This is a genomic window from Thiomicrospira sp. S5 (assembly GCF_003991075.1).
Taxonomy (GTDB): Bacteria; Pseudomonadota; Gammaproteobacteria; order Thiomicrospirales; family Thiomicrospiraceae; genus Hydrogenovibrio; species Hydrogenovibrio thermophilus.
Genome location: NZ_CP014470.1, coordinates 376,388 through 392,578 on the forward strand (window position 1 = coordinate 376,388; position 16,191 = coordinate 392,578).

Genomic DNA, 16,191 nt, shown 5'->3' on the forward strand with positions numbered 1-16,191 from the left:
GTGACGATGCCGCATGAACTGGTGCTGGCGACCGGCAATGCCGGTAAGTTGACGGAAATGCGCGAACTTTTGACGCCGTTTGGAATTCAGGTGCGTGCGCAATCCGAATTTTTTGCCGAAGAAGCGGTGGAAGACGGTTTGAGCTTTATCGAAAACGCCATTATCAAAGCCCGCTTCGCCAGCGCGAAAACCGGCTTGCCCGCCATCGCCGACGACTCCGGTTTGGAAGTGGAGGCCTTGCAAGGGCGGCCGGGCATTTATTCGGCGCGTTACGCGGAAGGGTATCATGGTCATCCGGCCTCCGATGCCTTGAATAATCAAAAGTTATTGGATGAAATGGCCGATGTGGAAAATCGCCAGGCCTGCTATTATTGTGCCATGGTGTTTGTGCGTCACAGTGAAGACCCAGTGCCGGTTATTGGACTGGGGCAATGGTGCGGTGAAGTGCTCACCGAACCCCGCGGTGAGGGTGGCTTCGGGTATGATCCCTTGATTTGGATGGCGTCTCATGACTGTGCGGTGGCGGAGCTACCAAAAGCCGTTAAAAATCAGGTTAGTCATCGTTCTCAGGCCATCCGAGCATTGTTGCAGCAGGTGACAGATGTCGTCGATTTTTAAAATGAGGTGCTGTGCGCTGTAATTGTGCCAGTTGTTAATTTTAGCTTGAAAAGGTGATTTTATGAAAGTAGTCGCATTGGTGGTCATTGTGCCGGCAGATTTGGAGTCGGAAGTGAAAAAAGTCGCTAAAGAGGCTGGTGCTATGGGGGCGACGATTTTTAATGCTCGGGGGAGCGGCGCAGAAGATAAGCGTTCGTTTTTATCTTTAACATTTGATGGTAATCAAACGGTATTGTTGTATATTTTGGAAGAAGGTATGTCCAAAAATGTGCTCAAGTCGCTCCGTACTCTTATGGAGGCGGAAACGGATCACGGATTGGCGTTTACCGTGCCGATTAATCATATTATTGGTTTGGATAAAGCGTTGTTACATAAGTTTGAAAAAAACATTCAAGAAGAGGAGAGGTTCTAATGAATGATCGAATGTTAGTGGCGGACGTTATGAAAACGGATGTGGTGACCATTAAAGCACATGCGACCTTGAAAGAAGCTTTGCAACTCATGAAGCAAAAGGGTTTAAAGTCCTTGGTCGTGGATAAGAATTCGCCGGGAGATGCTTACGGTATTATCACCAATTCGCAGATCTTGCAGACTGTTCTGGTAGAAGATGGTGATATCGAGTTGTTTAATGTGTTTGACGTTTATAAAAAGCCGGCCTTTTTTGTGTCGTCGAAAATCGATGTGAAATATGCGGCTAAAACCATGCTGGAGCTGAATATCAAGCGAGTTGTGGTTACAGATGATAATGAACTTAAAGGCATTTTAAGCATAACCGATCTGAGTGATTATGTGTTGTCGTTAGTCGAATCGTGATATGTCAGAAATACTAAAACAATTACAAGAAGCCCTGCTTGATTCCTTTCGCAATATTTTGCCTATTTTGCTGGTGATCATTGGTTTTCAATTGCTGGTTTTTCAAAGTGTGCCCGATGAGTTCTTAACCATTGCAGCAGGGTTTTTGATTGTGATTGTCGGGGTGGCCTTTTTCCTTGTTGGATTGGAGGTAGGGGTTTTCCCGCTGGGCAATTCGTTGTCCAATGAGTTCTTGCAAAAACGTTCTTTGATATTGTTCGTGGTGTTTGGGTTTGCAATTGGCTTTTCGGCTTCTATAGCAGAGCCGGCGATTATTGCTGTGGCCTTGCAAGCACAAGATATTACCAATGGTGCAATTGATGCATTAACGTTACGATTGATTATTGCCTTTTCGGTGGGGGCGATTACGGCATTCGGTATTTTACGTGCGCTCCTGGGGTGGTCGATTTCTAAGATTATTATTGGTGGGTATCTGTTGGTGCTGGTGGTGACTATGATGACTCCGCCAGCGATTATCGGTTTAGCTTACGATTCTGGCGGTGTGGCCACGAATGTGGCGACGGTGCCAATTATTGTCGCCATTGGCATCGGCATCGCTTCTTCCATTCAGGGGCGTAGTGTGTTGCGTGATGGGTTTGGGTTTGTCGCTTTGGCGGCGATTACGCCTATGTTTAGTATTCAGGTTTATGGTATTTTTGTTCTTGGGGATCGTTTTGATCTGCCTTCTGCGAGTATGGTGCCAGATGTAGATGCCATTCAGGAAGCGGCGGCTTTCAATATTTTTACGGTGCTTAACGGGCTATTTGATACTTTCTTGAATATATTGCCGATTTTGGGGACGATTTTGTTGTTCCAGTATCTGGTGTTGCGTAAAAAACTACCAAACTTGACGAATGTAGTTATTGGATTTAGCTTTTTGGTATTGGGGCTTTATGGGTTTATTTTAGGCATCAAGCTGGGGTTATTTCCGATTGGTGAGTCGATTGCCGCTAACCTGGTGGATATGAATAATCATGTTTTCATTTATTTATTCGCTTTTTTGGTTGGTTTTGGTACGACAATGGCGGAACCGGCATTGGTCGCCGTGATTAAACAGGCGGACCGTTATTCTGAGATTCGTTTAAATGTGAGTTTGGTGCGGATTCTAGTGGCACTGGGGGTGGGTTGCGGTATTTTGTTGGGCACTTATAAGATTGTTCAAGGTTGGGATATTTGGCTGTTGATTACCTTGCTGTATAGTTTTGTGGTGGTATTAGTGTTTTTTGCACCCAAAGAAATGCACGGTTTTGCATTTGATTTGGGCGGGGTGACCACCTCGGAAATTACGGTGCCGTTGGTGACGGCATTCGGGATTTACCTCGCCACGAATATTGAGGGGCGCAATATTCTGATGGATGGATTTGGATTGATTGCATTTGCATCCGTGTTCCCGATGATTACGGTTTTGTCTTACAGTATTTTGGCTCAGTTTTTCTCAAAACCTCCCAAAGAGGGCCATTCTGAGGCGGTTTAGGTTCTTAAGTGCGGCTTTGCTCTTCTTTTATAGGCTTTCTTCTTATCTTTCGCGTTTTTCATGTGTAAAACGCGGTTAATATTGTAACTTTAACCTGGATGTTTTTTAAGGCATGAACAAAATCCCGTTTCATGAAGTCGTTCAACATGAGCGTTTCAATACCAAGGTTATCACCTATAACGAACTGACCTATTCGCCGGAAGCGGCTTATCAGAAATACAAAGTCACTCGTACGGATGCGTTTCGATTGTTACGCCCTTATTTGCAATCCAGAGTGCTCGATCAGGCGAAAGCCGTGATGCCATTGACGTTGTATTTGGTGTTGTTTCAAATATTAATTTTGCATCAGCCAATTAAAGAAGCATCGATTATTTTGGGTGGGATGTTGGCGGTGATTGTTGGCCTGATGTTTTTTATGGAAGGTTTGCGCTTGGGATTGATGCCGTTTGGTGAGGCCATCGGTAATAAATTGCCGCAAAAATCCACTTTGCCAGTGGTGTTACTGGTGGCGTTCATCCTGGGAATCGGCGTGACTTTTGCCGAACCAGCCATTGGTGCACTTAAGGCCGCCGGCTCGAATGTGGATCCAAACAATGCGCCTTACTTATATGTGCTGCTCAATCATTGGGCGGATATGTTGGTGCTGGTGGTGGGCGGTGGTGTCGGGCTGGCCGCCGTGCTGGGCACTTTGCGGTTTTTGTATGATTGGAGCCTGAAACCTCTTATTTTTGCGACAGTCATACCAACATTGCTGGTTACGCTCTATTCGATGCAGCATGCTGAGTTGGTCCACCTGATTGGATTAGCGTGGGATAGTGGTGCTGTGACCACTGGGCCTGTGACGGTTCCGTTGGTACTGGCGTTGGGTATTGGCATTGCTTCGGCTGCTGGGAGCGGTAATCAGTCGCTTTCTGGGTTTGGGATTGTGACGTTAGCCTCTTTGTTTCCGGTTGTTGGAGTGCAGTTGCTGGCAATTTATCTTTATCATACTGTTTCAGTGGATGAAATTGTGGCTCTAAGTCATTTTGTGGCCGAAATTGAGCCTTATTGGTATGAAACAACGCCGTTTGTGGAAGTTATCACCGGGGTGCGCGCTATCGTGCCTTTAATGTTGTTTTTAGGTTTGGTGTTGTTGATGCTTCGGGATCGTTTACAGAATGCCCAGGTCGTTTTACTGGGGTTAGCGTTTGCGGTCATTGGGATGATTATTTTTAATCTGGGGTTGACTTATGGGTTGGCGAAACTCGGTGGTCAGGCCGGCGGCATGATTCCTGGAGCCTTTACGGGCATTGAGTCCATTAAAGAATCGCCGCTGTATTGGTTCAGTATGGGGATAGTTATTACGGTCATTTTTGCGTTTGCCCTCGGCTTTGGGGCGACTTTGGCGGAACCGGCCTTGAATGCCTTGGGCATGACGGTGGAACGCCTGACCAACGGGGCTTTCAAAAAACAAACCTTGATGATGGCGGTGTCGCTCGGGGTGGGCGTGGGTATCGCGGTCGGGGTGTCGAAAATCATTTTCGACTGGTCACTGGCCTGGTTGTTGATTCCGGCTTATCTGTTTGCGTTGGTGCTGACGGTGTTGTCGTCGGAGGAGTTTGTGAACGTCGCCTGGGACAGTGCCGGGGTGACCACCGGGCCGGTCACGGTGCCGTTGGTTCTGGCAATGGGGTTGGGACTGGGTCAGGCCGTCGGCGTGGTCGAAGGATTCGGCATTCTGTCGATGGCCTCCATTGGGCCGATCATCACCGTATTATTGACCGGGTTGTGGATTAAATTACGTTGCATGCGCCAGGAAAAGGCCGCGCTGAAAACCGCCATGGACGCTAAGGAGTCGTAGGATGAAATTACAGAAAGAAATGACGATTTTGACCGATGTGTCGCTGATTACCTGCATGGTGCCGCGCGGCAAAGGCGATGCCATTGTGGCGGCGGCCAGGGCGGCCGGTGCGCAGGGCGCGTCCATCCATTACGGTCGAGGCGCCGGGGTGCGTGAACGCTTGGGGCTGTTGAGCATCACCGTGGAGGCGGAAAAGGAAGTCATCCAAATCATGGTGTCCAAACAACAGGAAGAGGAAGTCTTTGCCGAGATGTTCATTGCCGGTCAGTTGGACACGCCGGGCATGGGCATTATGTTTGTTACGCCGTTGGAAAAAGCCGCCGCTTACATTCCGCCGAACATCATCGAACGCATTGAGAAAGAGCGTGCTTTGAAAACCGCCGCGACCACCATCGCCATGCCTGAGCAATAAGCGGAGACGGAATTGTGTTGAATCAAGACCATTGCCTGCAGGCCAAATCCATTGTATGCGTGCTGTCGCGTGGGCACTCCAAAGCCATTTTGGATGACCTGTATCAAAGAGACCACATTCTGGCGACGGAGTATGTGTCGATCCGTAACCAGCATTCGCTGTTGTCGGAAAAAGACTGGCAGGAAATGGACATGTTGCGCGTCATTGTGGCGCCGCAATACGCCGACGAAGTGTTTGAACACCTGTATCATTTATCGGCGGTCGACAGTACCGAGGGCGCGTATATGTATCAGCATAATGTGCCTTGGGTAACGCACTTCGAGTTACCGAAGCTGCCGGAAGAGGGTGTGCACCTGAAAGATTTGGAGCACCCCGAGAAGTGGCCGGAAGGCTTTGACGAGGCGCGCATTGAGGCCTTGAAAAAGCTGGCCAGTGATTGAGCGGAATCGAATCAGTTAAAGGCGTCGGCGGGCAAGCCGGCGGCGATGAAATCGGCTTTGGCGGCTTCCTGCATTGGCCAAGGGCCGCAAAGATAGACGCGGGCATCGCTCAAATCCGGGAAGTCCTTTAAGACTTGGTGGTGCACCAGTTTTTCCGGTGCGCTTTCATTCACCTGTCCAGACAAAACCGTCGTGTAACCCAATGACGGATGACGTTCGGCCAGCGCTTTCATTTCCGCGTCACGGTAAAGATCCGCTTGGATTTGAGCGCCCCAATAAAATTCAATCGGTCGGTCATGACCGCGTTCCAGCAAGCTTTCCAATAACGCAAACATCGGCGCAAAACCGGTGCCGCCAGCCACGAAAATGGTGCGTTGTTTTTGGGCGAGCGCCTCCGGCGCATCCAAACGATACTGGTCGTTTGGCCCTTGAATGTATAGGGTCACACCGGTATCAAGGCCGAACAAGTCCTGCATCCACTCGGAGTTGTCCTGATTGCGAATGTGCAGTTCAATCAAACCGTCGTCTTTCGGTGCGGACGCGATGGAAAAGGGCTTGAGTTCTGTCGGGGTCAAGCCGAGCATGACGTATTGTCCGCTTTGATAATCGAAAGCTGTGGACGGTTTGAGTTTCATCAGCAGCGTGGTGTCGTTCAGCAAGTGCTTTTCGACGAGAGTCATGGGCTGCATTTCGGTATTCGGCATGATGGTTCCTAAAGTTTTCTGTTAAGCGCGTGTCGTGGCATTAAAACTGAAAGTCGGTCCAGACCGGCGCGTGGTCGGACGGCTTTTCCATGGCGCGGATGTCGTAAGCCACGCCGCTGTCGGTGGCTTTCGCCGCCAACGGTTTGGTCGCCAATAAGGTGTCGATGCGCAGTCCGCGTTTCGGATCGTCGGCGAACCCTTTGGAGCGATAATCAAACCAGCTGAAGATACGGTCTTCGTCCGGATGGATTTGACGGAAGGTGTCTTTCAGGCCCCAGTTGATGAGCGTGCCCCACCATTCGCGTTCTTCCGGCAGGAAGCTGGTTTTGCCGTCGCGTAGCCAGCGCTTACGGTTGGGTTCACCGATGCCGATGTCTTTGTCTTCCGGCGAGATATTGAAATCGCCCATCACGATGAGGTTCTGCTCCGGTGAGCACTTTTCGTTCAGGTACTGCATCAAGTCCTGATAAAAGGCTTCTTTGGCCGGAAATTTCGTCGGATGGTTGCGGTTTTCGCCTTGCGGGAAGTAACCGTTGATGACGCGGACTTCATTTCCGTCGGCATCGACGAAATCGCCGATGATCATGCGTTTTTGGGCATCGTCACCATCGTGGTCCCAGCCGAACTGACTGTCTTTTAATGTCAGGTTGTTTTTGAAAAGCAAGGCCACGCCGTAATGGGTTTTTTGCCCCATGAAGATGGCTTGGTAGCCCATGGCTTCGATGTCTTTAATCGGGAACTCATGGTCCTGGACCTTGGTTTCCTGCAATCCGATGATGTCGGGCGCGTATTGGTCGGTTAAAACTTGAAGTTGATGCAGGCGCATGCGCACGCTGTTGACATTAAAAGAAACGATTTTCATAGAATTCCGGCCCGCTCAGGGTAAGGTTTAGCAAAATGGTGGGCACCTCGATTAACTCTCGTTAGGATTCTGCGGGACCTAAAGGCCACTTATTTTAGGCGTGCGGCGCCGACCTTAGTCATTCTAAGGCCAAGGCGTACAACAACAAAGAAGTGGCCTTTAGATCCCGCCCTAGGGGCTTAGCCAAATTTGTTAGCTCTGTGTTGTGAAACTTTACAAGGTCTAGACATTGCTGCAGCTTCACGCCTTGATCTAACAAATTTGGCGTTGCCAGAATTCAACGCGGGTTTATCGAGGTGCCCGATAAATAAAATTAATGGTACAAAAGTATAACAGAAAGGGAATCAAACCCCCATACCCAAGCCTCCAATCGGGGTGAAAAATCGTCAGTCGTAAAACGCCCAGGCCTGGCCGATTTGAGAATAGTTTCTGTTTTCGTGCCGTCGGGCGGCGCTTCTGCTAAAATACCTTTTCTTTTTAACCAGTTAACGAATTAAGAGAGCGTCAAACGAATGAGTCGTGTGTTTCGTTTAATCATTTCCTGTCCGGATCAGGTCGGCATCGTCGCCACCGTGGCCGGGTTTATCGCCGACGAAGGCGGTTCCATTGTGGAAGCCAATCACCATACCGATGCCATGAACAAGTGGTTTTTTATGCGCCACGAGATTCTGGCGGAGTCGTTGAACGACGATTTGGAAGGCTTCAAAACGAAATTCGCCGCCATTGCGGAACGCTTTCAAATGGATTGGCAGGTCACCGATTCGGATAAGCCGAAGCGCATCGCCCTGTTTGCGTCGAAAGAATCGCACTGTTTGGCGGACTTATTGTACCGCTGGCACGAAGGCGATTTGCCGGGTGAAGTGGCCTGCGTTATCGCCAATCACGACGACTTGCGCCGCATGGTGGAGTGGTATGACATTCCGTTTCATCATGTGCCGGTGACGCCGGACACCAAACCGGAAGCCTTCGCAAAATCGCAGGAACTGGTGGCGCAATACGACGCCGATGTCATCGTGCTGGCGCGGTATATGCAAATTCTGCCGCCGCAAATGTGTGTGGATTACGCCGGAAAAGTGATTAATATCCACCACAGCTTTCTGCCGTCCTTTGTCGGGGCTAAGCCGTATCACCAAGCCTATGAGCGCGGCGTGAAATTGATTGGGGCAACCTGCCATTATGTGACCGAAGAGTTGGATGCGGGGCCGATTATCGAACAGGACGTGATTCGCGTCAGCCATTCCCACAGCATTGACGATATGCGCCGTCTTGGCCGAGATGTCGAAAAAACCGTGTTGTCCCGCGGTTTACGTTATCACCTGGAAGACCGGGTATTGATTCACGGCAACAAAACGGTGGTGTTCAGCGCCTGATTCGGGATTCATCCCGCCCTTGTCTTTTTTCGATGCTTCAATCAGTTCAATGAGAAGTTGACCGGCACCGTCAGGTGCCATTGGTTACGTTCGATTTCCTTATAGAAGGGTTTGAAACGCATCCCCATTTTGTCTTTGATGATGCCTACGGCCGCGTCGTTCAAAACGGTGCGACGATCGCCGTCGACAATCTGAAGCTGTTTGATGTCGCCATTACGATAGAGCACGAACTTCAGCACCACTTCGCCTTCCCAGTGACGACGTTTGGCACGTCGCGGATAACTGTCCTGCGCCAGTTGCGCCAGGGTGCGACTCAGTTCGGAAAGATAACGGTCTTCGGCATCGGCGATTTGCGAGGCGCTGTAAGTCGGGGGCGCCGGTTGTTCGGTAATGGTTTTTTCCACCGGTTGCGGTTCAACCACTTTCGGCGTTGCGGCTTTCGCCACTTTTTTCACCGGCTGAGTCGGTGCTTTTTGGGCCGTTTGTTTCGGTTTTTCGACCGGCTTTTTAACGACTTTTTGAACCTCTTTTTTGACCACTTTTTTAGGTTCCGGCTTCGGTTGCTTAGCTGGTTTGGGCTTGGCAATCGGTTCCGGCTTCGGAATTTCCGCAATGGGTTCCGGTTCGGTTACGGTTTCTTCTACCGGCTCGGCAGGCTTAGGCTTCGGTGGTTCAACGGCCTTAACCGGCTTGACCGGTGTTGGCGTCTGATACATGCTGATGTTGATTGGCACTTCGCGGACGTTCGGCGTTTTTTCGCTGTAGGTCAGGCTGTCGAATTGCCAGACGGCGGCGAGGATGGCCGAGCTGTACAGAAACAGAGTCAGCACAAAGGCTTTGAGCGATGTATGGGTACGTTTTGGCATTTTGGCCTCCTATTCGCTCTGCGCTTTTTCGGTTAAAAACGTCAGATTGGTCAGGTTATGGGCTTTCAGGGCGTCCACCAATTGAATGAATCGTCCGAATTCCGCTTTGTCGTCCACTTTAATGACCAGCGGGGTTTTCGGCTTCAGCGGCTTCAAAACGGTCGGCAACGCCGGATATTGGGTCGGTTTTTCATCCATAAACAATTGGCCGTCGGCATCAATGGCGAAATTCACCACCTTCTCTTTCGGCGGCACGTATTCGGTGGTGCTTTCGGTTTCCGGCAGTTTGATGTCCAGCGAGTCCTGCACGATGAAGCTGGCGGAGGTCAGCACCACGGCCAGCAACACCAGCATGACGTCAATCAGCGGAATGACATTGATGTCATCGAAACGTTTCATCCGCGCGCGACTCCGGCTTGGTTCAACGCTTCATAAGCACGGTATTCGGCTTGGTAAACTTCGACGCGGCGCATCAGTAGGTTGTAGGCAATGATGCTTGGAATCGCCAAAGCGATGCCGCCGGCGGTGGCTTTCAGTGCCAGCGCCAATCCGACCATAATGTCGCCGGTGTTCATGGTGCCGGACATGCCCAGCTCGTAAAACGTCACCAAAATGCCCAATACGGTGCCCAGCAGACCGACATAAGGCGCGTTGGCACCGACGGTGGAGATCATCGTCAGGTTACGGGTCAGATCGACCGTCAGTAAATCGATATGGTTGTAAGTGGTGACATCGACTTTTCGGTAAGCGAGCAGGCGTTCCAGCGTGAACCAGGTGGCGATGAACGCCATCAGTCCCAAGAGGCTGAAAACCGTAATGTCGAGATAGAGTTTTAGAATGTCCATATCAATTCAGTGTCCAAATCTGGCCGAAAGCGTCTATGCCGTCTGGCCGGTTTATTGATGGGCGCTTATCGGAAAATGCAGCAGACGAAATTAAGCGCTTAAGTTAATATTAATGATAATGATTATTGTATTCAAATAAATTATTAGAGCAACCCCTAAGTGCCGGATTCGCATGAAATTTATGAATCAGGTGAGATAAAAAGGCTTGAAGATGCCTTGAAGCGGGCGAGAAAAAAGACGACTAAATCGGCGCCAGTTGTTGGGCTAACCAGTTTTTGAAGTGGGCTTCCAGCGCTTTGCGGTGCGGAAAAGGTGATGCGGCAACGACATCCGACCAGGCCTGGTGCTGGACGACTTTTCGAAACCAAAGCGCGAGCGTGTCCGAATCTTCCAGTTGGGTGAGTTGGCCCAGCGTCCATTGACGCAAGGCGAAAGCGACGCTTTCAAAGGGTTGGTCTTGCAGGTAACCGTTTGGAAAATGGCTCGGCAGGGCAGGCGGTTGCCCGCGGAGAATCGCCAGCGCCAAATCGCTTTCCAGGTGCTGGAAGGGCTGAGTCAGGTTCCAGGCGAATTCGGATTGGAATTGTTGTTGGGCTTGTTGAGTCAGTCGCGCCGCCTTTTCCGTCAGTGGATAACACAAGGCGGCGGAATGTTGGCCGCTGGCCTGGTCGCGTTTCAAGCCGAGGTGCAATGGCTGAAAATCCAGTGAGGTCCAGAAACGAATCAATCCGGCGTCGGCGCTGAAACTGACGGACAGGGTGTCGGCCTCGGCTTGATTGGCTTCGATAAAGTGCGCCGTCAACTGGCGCCCTAACCCCAAGCGTTGCACGGACGGCCAGACGGCCAAACGCTGAATGCGCCAGCCTTTCAATGACAACCAGTCCGGATGATGGGTATGACGTTTTAACAGTTGCGGGAACAGGTGGCCTTGAAAGCGGCGGCCGGGTTCATTCGGCAAGCCGCCTTCGCCCACCGCAAACAGCACGGCGACGATTTGACCTTGTGCACGGGCCACCCAAAGCTGTTGGTTGGGAATCTCCAATAACTGCATCAAGTCGTTGGGGCGGGTTTGGTAATGGGCTTGGGTCAGCAGTTGGAACAGGCGTTGCAGGTCGGCGCGGTTGTCCGGTTGGGCCAGCTCGGCCGGGTGGTTGATGTGTTCGAATTGAACTGAATGAACGGCTGAAGCTTTAACGTCATCGGTTGGGTCGGTGTCCAGCAAAAACAGTTGGTTCAGTGTGTTTTCCAGCGGGTCTTTGTCTGCCCAGCGAATCGGCGAGGTCAGGGTGTGGCGTTTCCAGCCCGGATAATGGGTATCAAGATGTTCGGTCAATTTCAGGCGGAAGCCTCGCCCTGAGCCTTCATAGCCCTGTTCGGTGCTGGCGAGGACCGTTCGTGAATGACTTTTCAGCAGCGCAAACAGCATCGGCAGCGGCAAATGGGCGGCTTCGTCCACCAGCAACAATTCGGTGTCGGCCGGTGCGCGGATTAAGTCATCCGGCGCGCGGAAACGAATTTCTGCGACGTCCTGGTCGATGTCGAAAATTACCAGGCCTGGACGTTTTTCCCGTAACACGAAACCGGAGTGCGCCAACTGCGGGAGCGCATTTTCAATCGTATCGAAGGCTTTTTGCACCTGTGGCAAGCGCGCGGCGGAAAGCGTAATACGCCGCTTTCCGGCCAGTAACAACGCGACGCACGCCATTCCCAACGCGGTCGATTTGCCTCGGCCACGGTCGGCGGTGAGGAGTAACGGGCGTTTGCGATGCCCGAAGGCCACATGTTGAATGGCCTGTAATGCGTCGGCCTGGTCCGCGGTTGGTTGGGTGACGTCGCGGTTTAACGGCGGTGTTGAGGGGGCCGACGGCAAGTGATGCAAATTTGGCCAGGCCGGGTCGATTTGGTCTTCTTCCAGCCACAGCGCGTGTTGGTGGAGTTGATGCCACAGATGTGCCTGGAAGCCTTTCAAACTGTCTTCCGGGGTGAGCGGGTAATTGAGAAATGCCGCCAAAGCGGGGTTGGGATGATTGAGAAAATCCGCCTTTGGGGGCAGGCAGACCAGGCACAAACCGCCCGCGCGAATCAATCCGCCGACAATGCCGAGGGCATCGGCTTCCAAACCGGCATCGGCATCAAACACGGCAAAATCGGTTTCTTGCCCGAGCAGGTGGCGGAGTTGTTTGGGGTTTTGGGGCGTCGCTTGCGGGTGTGGGCTGGTTTCGCCAATGAACACGCCTTGCCAGTCGGGACGAATCAATCGTTTTAACCAGGCCTGGTGCCAATCGGCTGAACCGCAAAGCACCAAGCAGGCACGGTGGCGCTGTTGTTCCAGCTGTGTGCATAAGTCATCGGCCCAAATTTGAGCCGGGTTGCTTGGTGCATTGGAAGAAGTCATATCGGCATTTTAACGGAAATCATTACGGACGTCTGCTTTAGATGTGGGGGCATTTAGACGCTAGGAGTCCACTTCAAAGCGGATTTGGATATCGCCCGGCTGATAACGCAGGTTAAAGGCCCCGCCGAATGGGGCGGACTTCAAGGTCACTTGTAATGTTTCGCCGTCCACAAAGCGAGCCTGGGCGTTGATGCCGGGCGGAATCTGGCGTTGCAGGCGAATGCCGTCCGGGTTATGACAAGACTTGGGTGGGAAGTAGAGGGTGAGTGTCTGACCTTCACGGATGCTAAGCGTTTGGCTTTGGCGGATTTCCACCAGGCCTGGCTGTTTTTCGGTAAAGAAGTTCCAACGCATGGTTTTGGTGGTGTGATTTTCCCAATATTGGATTTCCGCCTGATAACGGCTGTTCCAGTTCAAACGCTGTTGCGGGAAAAATGCGATCCACTGGTCTTTATTCGGCGCCGGAGCATCCTCCTGTCGATTTGGATCCTTGCGGTTGCCGAAAATCGCAGCGGCTTTGACCGGGCGGGACTTCTCATCCTCCAATTCGTACAGTTTAAAACTGTCGGCATCGAATTGGATGCGGCCGACAAAAATGGGGTTGATTTGCACGTGCACCGGATAACCGCTGACATTGCACTCCGGTAATGGGTCGGGGCTTTCTTCATAAAACACCGGTGGCACGCTGGCGCCGGATTTGGGCCAGGCCACCAGTTTGGGGTTGGTTTTGGCGACGGCACTCATGGCTTGGGCCACAGCACGCTTCGGAATGGGTGCGCCGGACGGGCAGAGTTGGGTGAATGCCAAGGCCCCCGGTTTGGGGGTTGGCGGTTGCTCGCATAGCGCTTCCAAGGCTTTATTGCCCAGCAGTCCGACCAATGCGGATTTGACCTGGCCTTCGCCGTTACCCGCCACGCCGATGCCGATTTGGTCCTGAGTCATGTTCAGCAGCCCGAGTCGGTGATAGATGGCGGACATCAGGTCGTCCACCATCGGGTAGGGGCTGGCGTGATTGTAGGCGATGACTTCTGCGACCGGGCTTTGGTATCCGGCGGCGTTGGCGCGCAATTGCGGCGTTTCACCCGTGAAACCGGCCAGGCCTGGCTGTTCCGGGTGCGCCTGAATATTGTTCAATGTGGAATAATTGGCGTGATGACGGGCCGCCTCGGCCAGTTTGGCATTGCCGCTGAGCGGGTTGAGCTGCAAGGATTGACGAATGCGGTTGAGGTATCGTAAAGCTTCCGCTTCCTGCGCTTGCGCCATTTGCAGTGTGACCGGGCGAATGGTGGGCGTTTTCTGGTAGGTTTTTTGCAGGGCAGGAATATCCGACAGGTCTTTGGGCGGCGTCATGATACGCTCTAAGCCGACGGTGAAAAACCACACGACGAACAAGCCGACCAGCAGGTAAATCAGAAGCCGTAAAACCATGAGTCCCCCGTTAGAACCAATCCGTCAGCGGCTTGGGTTTGCCGAGGAAATAGCCTTGGCCATAGGTGACGCCGATGTCGGTCAGCGCCCGGACATCCTGCTCGGTCTCAACGTATTCGGCCACGGTTTTTTGGTGGCGTAACGCGCTGATTTCCTGAATGTAGCGAATGACGGCGTGGTCGGTCGGGTCGGAATGCATGTCTTTGACGAAACTGCCGTCGATTTTCACCACATCAAACGGCAGGCTTTTGAGGTATTCGAATGACGACATGCCGGTGCCGAAGTCGTCCAGTGCCAGACCGATGCCTTGCGATTTGCAGTATTCAATGAAGGTGACGGCCTGGTTGAAGTTATCCACCGCCGCGGTTTCGGTGACTTCCAGTTCCAATTTGTGCCAAGGGAAATCACGGGTTTGGATCAGGTGCTTGAGGTTGGACTGGAAGTCCGGATGATTGAGGCTGGAACCGGACAGGTTGACGTGTACGAGACCGAGTTTGTCCAAATGCGCCGGTTGTTGCATCACTGTGTCGACGTAGGTGTTGAGAACGAAGATATCGACTTCGGTCATCAGTTGGTAGCGCTCGGCGGTGGGGAGGAAATTATCCGGTGCAATCAAACGACCTTGATCGTCGTGCATCCGCAGCAGCACTTCGTAACCGAGTTGCGAGGTTTGGGTTTGTAACGGTTTGATAGCCTGGGCGTAGAGCTCGAAACGGGCCGTCCCGGGGCTGGGGTGTGAATCGGGAGTCGCCTTGAGGGCATCCTTTATCCAACCGGCGACCTGAACCTGGTGTTGATGGTTTTCGGTGTAACCTTCGTCGGGCTGATACAGATGCAGTTGGTTGCGGCCGCGTGATTTGGCTTCGGCAAAGGCTGAATCGGTGGCTTTGACCAGTTCGTCGAGAGTGAAGTCGTGCGCCCGGAAACATACTACGCCGAAGGTGGCGGACACCGAATAGGCTGAACCTTCCCAGGTAAAGCGGTAGTCGGCCAGCAACTGCCGTAAATTTTCCGCTTGCTTCAATCCGGTCTCGGCCTCGGTGTCCGGCAACAAAACGTAGAAATCATCGCCGCCGAGGCGAGCCATCACCGCTTTGTCAGGCAATTGTTCCTGACAACTGTGTGCCAGCATTTTCAGGAGTTCATCACCGGCGCGGTAACCGGCTGCGTCATTGATGAGTTTGAAACGGTCGAGGTCGAAACACAGCAGCAGGTGCGGCTTGTCGCTTTCTTGGGTAAGGGCTTGGCGCAAACGATTTTCGATGTAAAAGCGGTTGTATAGGCCGGTCAGGGCATCGTGTTCGGATTGGAAACGGATTTGTCGGGTGGTGGTTTCGATGCGTTCGATCATGTGGTTATAGCCGTCGAACAGGTCGCCGACTTCGTTCTGGGCCTCGGTTTCAACCCGTTTGAAACGGTTGTTGGCGACATCACTGCGTTTCATCGCCTCCACCAACACCGTAAACGGCTGGTTGTAGCTTCGGCTGATCCACCAGGCCAGAATCATCGCCAGCAACAACTCAATCGGCAGCGCCATCACCAAAAAAATCAGGTGTTGTCGAAACTGGGTGGCGAAGGATTTGATATCGACGATAAAGGTCACCGAACCGTATTGCCGTTGTCCATCGGTGAGCGGGTAACGGATATACAGGTCTTCGCCTGAAAAACGCGGCTTGTCGGTGCTTTTCTGCACCAGGTCGTTGTAGTGTTCGTCACTGTGCTGGTAGTTGAAAATGACGTCATCGGAGGTGCTCAATACCAGTACGCGGTCGATTTTCGGGAAGCCTTGCAAGCGCCGTTTGAGGTTAACGAAAAGAGCAGGGTCTTTCTGAGTGAGGCCGTTAATCAAATCCTGATCAAGAGCGTTTTTGACGGTGTTGGTGAGCTCAATGGCGAGAAACTTGCGTTCTTTTATGTCGAGCCAGAAAGCCACGGCAAGCGAACTGAGCGCCACCGTGACGGTGACGGCAATCATCAAAGTCATCAATTGCAGTTGAATGCTGAGTTTACGCCACATAATCGAAAACGTCCGTTTTTTGAAATCGGCCCGACCAATATTACCACAGTGTGCGCCGGCAACCGTTG

16 protein-coding genes are annotated in these 16,191 nt (G+C 52.1%); 8 read left to right on the forward strand and 8 right to left on the reverse strand.

Features of this window, described 5'->3' with window-relative positions:
- The first annotated feature begins 6 nt into the window (after positions 1-6).
- The 7 genes from rdgB (at position 7) to AYJ59_RS01770 (ending at position 5,636) form a co-directional block, all read left to right on the forward strand.
- Positions 7-618, forward strand: a complete 612-nt coding sequence (gene rdgB, locus AYJ59_RS01740) for an RdgB/HAM1 family non-canonical purine NTP pyrophosphatase (protein WP_029939029.1) — start codon at positions 7-9, stop codon at positions 616-618.
- Positions 619-679: 61 nt separating this feature from the next.
- On the forward strand, positions 680-1,030 hold the full coding sequence (locus tag AYJ59_RS01745; protein ID WP_029939028.1) for a P-II family nitrogen regulator: 351 nt from the start codon (positions 680-682) through the stop codon (positions 1,028-1,030).
- Complete coding sequence (locus AYJ59_RS01750) at positions 1,030-1,431, forward strand: CBS domain-containing protein (RefSeq protein WP_206197890.1); 402 nt, start codon at positions 1,030-1,032, stop codon at positions 1,429-1,431. The genes AYJ59_RS01745 and AYJ59_RS01750 overlap by 1 nt, the downstream gene beginning before the upstream one ends.
- A gap of 1 nt (position 1,432) precedes the next feature.
- Complete coding sequence (locus AYJ59_RS01755; RefSeq protein WP_029939026.1) at positions 1,433-2,944, forward strand: DUF1538 domain-containing protein; 1,512 nt, start codon at positions 1,433-1,435, stop codon at positions 2,942-2,944.
- 112 nt (positions 2,945-3,056) lie between these two features.
- Positions 3,057-4,784, forward strand: a complete 1,728-nt coding sequence (locus AYJ59_RS01760) for a DUF1538 domain-containing protein (RefSeq protein WP_029939025.1) — start codon at positions 3,057-3,059, stop codon at positions 4,782-4,784.
- 1 nt (position 4,785) lies between these two features.
- On the forward strand, positions 4,786-5,196 hold the full coding sequence (locus AYJ59_RS01765) for a P-II family nitrogen regulator (RefSeq protein WP_051673452.1): 411 nt from the start codon (positions 4,786-4,788) through the stop codon (positions 5,194-5,196).
- A 14-nt stretch (positions 5,197-5,210) separates the two neighbouring features.
- Positions 5,211-5,636 carry a hypothetical protein gene (locus AYJ59_RS01770; RefSeq protein WP_051673451.1) on the forward strand — a complete coding sequence of 142 codons (426 nt, stop codon included), beginning with the start codon at positions 5,211-5,213 and terminating at the stop codon, positions 5,634-5,636.
- Positions 5,637-5,647: 11 nt separating this feature from the next.
- Here the strand turns inward: AYJ59_RS01770 and AYJ59_RS01775 are convergent, their stop codons facing one another.
- Both AYJ59_RS01775 and xthA read right to left on the reverse strand, forming a co-directional pair.
- Entirely contained in the window at positions 5,648-6,340 is a 693-nt protein-coding gene (locus AYJ59_RS01775; RefSeq protein WP_127119138.1) for an FAD-binding oxidoreductase, read from the reverse strand.
- A gap of 40 nt (positions 6,341-6,380) precedes the next feature.
- Positions 6,381-7,202, reverse strand: a complete 822-nt coding sequence (gene xthA / locus AYJ59_RS01780) for an exodeoxyribonuclease III (RefSeq protein ID WP_127119139.1) — start codon at positions 7,200-7,202, stop codon at positions 6,381-6,383.
- A gap of 512 nt (positions 7,203-7,714) precedes the next feature.
- Here xthA and purU point away from each other — a divergent pair.
- Positions 7,715-8,572, forward strand: a complete 858-nt coding sequence (purU, locus tag AYJ59_RS01785; RefSeq protein ID WP_029939021.1) for a formyltetrahydrofolate deformylase — start codon at positions 7,715-7,717, stop codon at positions 8,570-8,572.
- A 41-nt stretch (positions 8,573-8,613) separates the two neighbouring features.
- Here the strand turns inward: purU and AYJ59_RS01790 are convergent, their stop codons facing one another.
- From AYJ59_RS01790 to AYJ59_RS01815, 6 genes are all read right to left on the reverse strand, one after another.
- Positions 8,614-9,438, reverse strand: a complete 825-nt coding sequence (locus tag AYJ59_RS01790) for an energy transducer TonB (protein ID WP_127119140.1) — start codon at positions 9,436-9,438, stop codon at positions 8,614-8,616.
- Between the two features lie 9 nt (positions 9,439-9,447).
- Positions 9,448-9,837 carry an ExbD/TolR family protein gene (locus AYJ59_RS01795; protein ID WP_127119141.1) on the reverse strand — a complete coding sequence of 130 codons (390 nt, stop codon included), beginning with the start codon at positions 9,835-9,837 and terminating at the stop codon, positions 9,448-9,450.
- Positions 9,834-10,283, reverse strand: coding sequence for a TonB-system energizer ExbB (exbB, locus tag AYJ59_RS01800; RefSeq protein ID WP_127119142.1), 450 nt, complete (start codon positions 10,281-10,283; stop codon positions 9,834-9,836). Before exbB ends, AYJ59_RS01795 begins: the two co-directional genes overlap by 4 nt.
- Before the next feature lie 241 nt (positions 10,284-10,524).
- Entirely contained in the window at positions 10,525-12,678 is a 2,154-nt protein-coding gene (locus tag AYJ59_RS01805) for a GNAT family N-acetyltransferase (RefSeq protein ID WP_127119143.1), read from the reverse strand.
- A 60-nt stretch (positions 12,679-12,738) separates the two neighbouring features.
- A complete protein-coding gene (locus tag AYJ59_RS01810) occupies positions 12,739-14,106 on the reverse strand; it encodes a CAP domain-containing protein (RefSeq protein WP_127119144.1) in 1,368 nt (455 codons plus the stop codon).
- 10 nt (positions 14,107-14,116) lie between these two features.
- Entirely contained in the window at positions 14,117-16,123 is a 2,007-nt protein-coding gene (locus AYJ59_RS01815) for an EAL domain-containing protein (protein ID WP_127119145.1), read from the reverse strand.
- Between the last annotated feature and the right edge of the window lie 68 nt (positions 16,124-16,191).

Coding starts and splice junctions, on each gene's coding strand:
- AYJ59_RS01755 (WP_029939026.1), top strand. CDS start 1,433: ATGTCAGAAATACTAAAACAATTACAAGAAGCCCTGCTTGATTCCTTT.
- AYJ59_RS01765 (WP_051673452.1), top strand. CDS start 4,786: ATGAAATTACAGAAAGAAATGACGATTTTGACCGATGTGTCGCTGATT.
- exbB (WP_127119142.1), bottom strand. CDS start 10,283: ATGGACATTCTAAAACTCTATCTCGACATTACGGTTTTCAGCCTCTTG.
- AYJ59_RS01810 (WP_127119144.1), bottom strand. CDS start 14,106: ATGGTTTTACGGCTTCTGATTTACCTGCTGGTCGGCTTGTTCGTCGTG.
- AYJ59_RS01750 (WP_206197890.1), top strand. CDS start 1,030: ATGAATGATCGAATGTTAGTGGCGGACGTTATGAAAACGGATGTGGTG.
- AYJ59_RS01760 (WP_029939025.1), top strand. CDS start 3,057: ATGAACAAAATCCCGTTTCATGAAGTCGTTCAACATGAGCGTTTCAAT.
- AYJ59_RS01790 (WP_127119140.1), bottom strand. CDS start 9,438: ATGCCAAAACGTACCCATACATCGCTCAAAGCCTTTGTGCTGACTCTG.
- xthA (WP_127119139.1), bottom strand. CDS start 7,202: ATGAAAATCGTTTCTTTTAATGTCAACAGCGTGCGCATGCGCCTGCAT.
- rdgB (WP_029939029.1), top strand. CDS start 7: ATGCCGCATGAACTGGTGCTGGCGACCGGCAATGCCGGTAAGTTGACG.
- purU (WP_029939021.1), top strand. CDS start 7,715: ATGAGTCGTGTGTTTCGTTTAATCATTTCCTGTCCGGATCAGGTCGGC.
- AYJ59_RS01795 (WP_127119141.1), bottom strand. CDS start 9,837: ATGAAACGTTTCGATGACATCAATGTCATTCCGCTGATTGACGTCATG.
- AYJ59_RS01745 (WP_029939028.1), top strand. CDS start 680: ATGAAAGTAGTCGCATTGGTGGTCATTGTGCCGGCAGATTTGGAGTCG.
- AYJ59_RS01805 (WP_127119143.1), bottom strand. CDS start 12,678: ATGACTTCTTCCAATGCACCAAGCAACCCGGCTCAAATTTGGGCCGAT.
- AYJ59_RS01815 (WP_127119145.1), bottom strand. CDS start 16,123: ATGTGGCGTAAACTCAGCATTCAACTGCAATTGATGACTTTGATGATT.
- AYJ59_RS01775 (WP_127119138.1), bottom strand. CDS start 6,340: ATGCCGAATACCGAAATGCAGCCCATGACTCTCGTCGAAAAGCACTTG.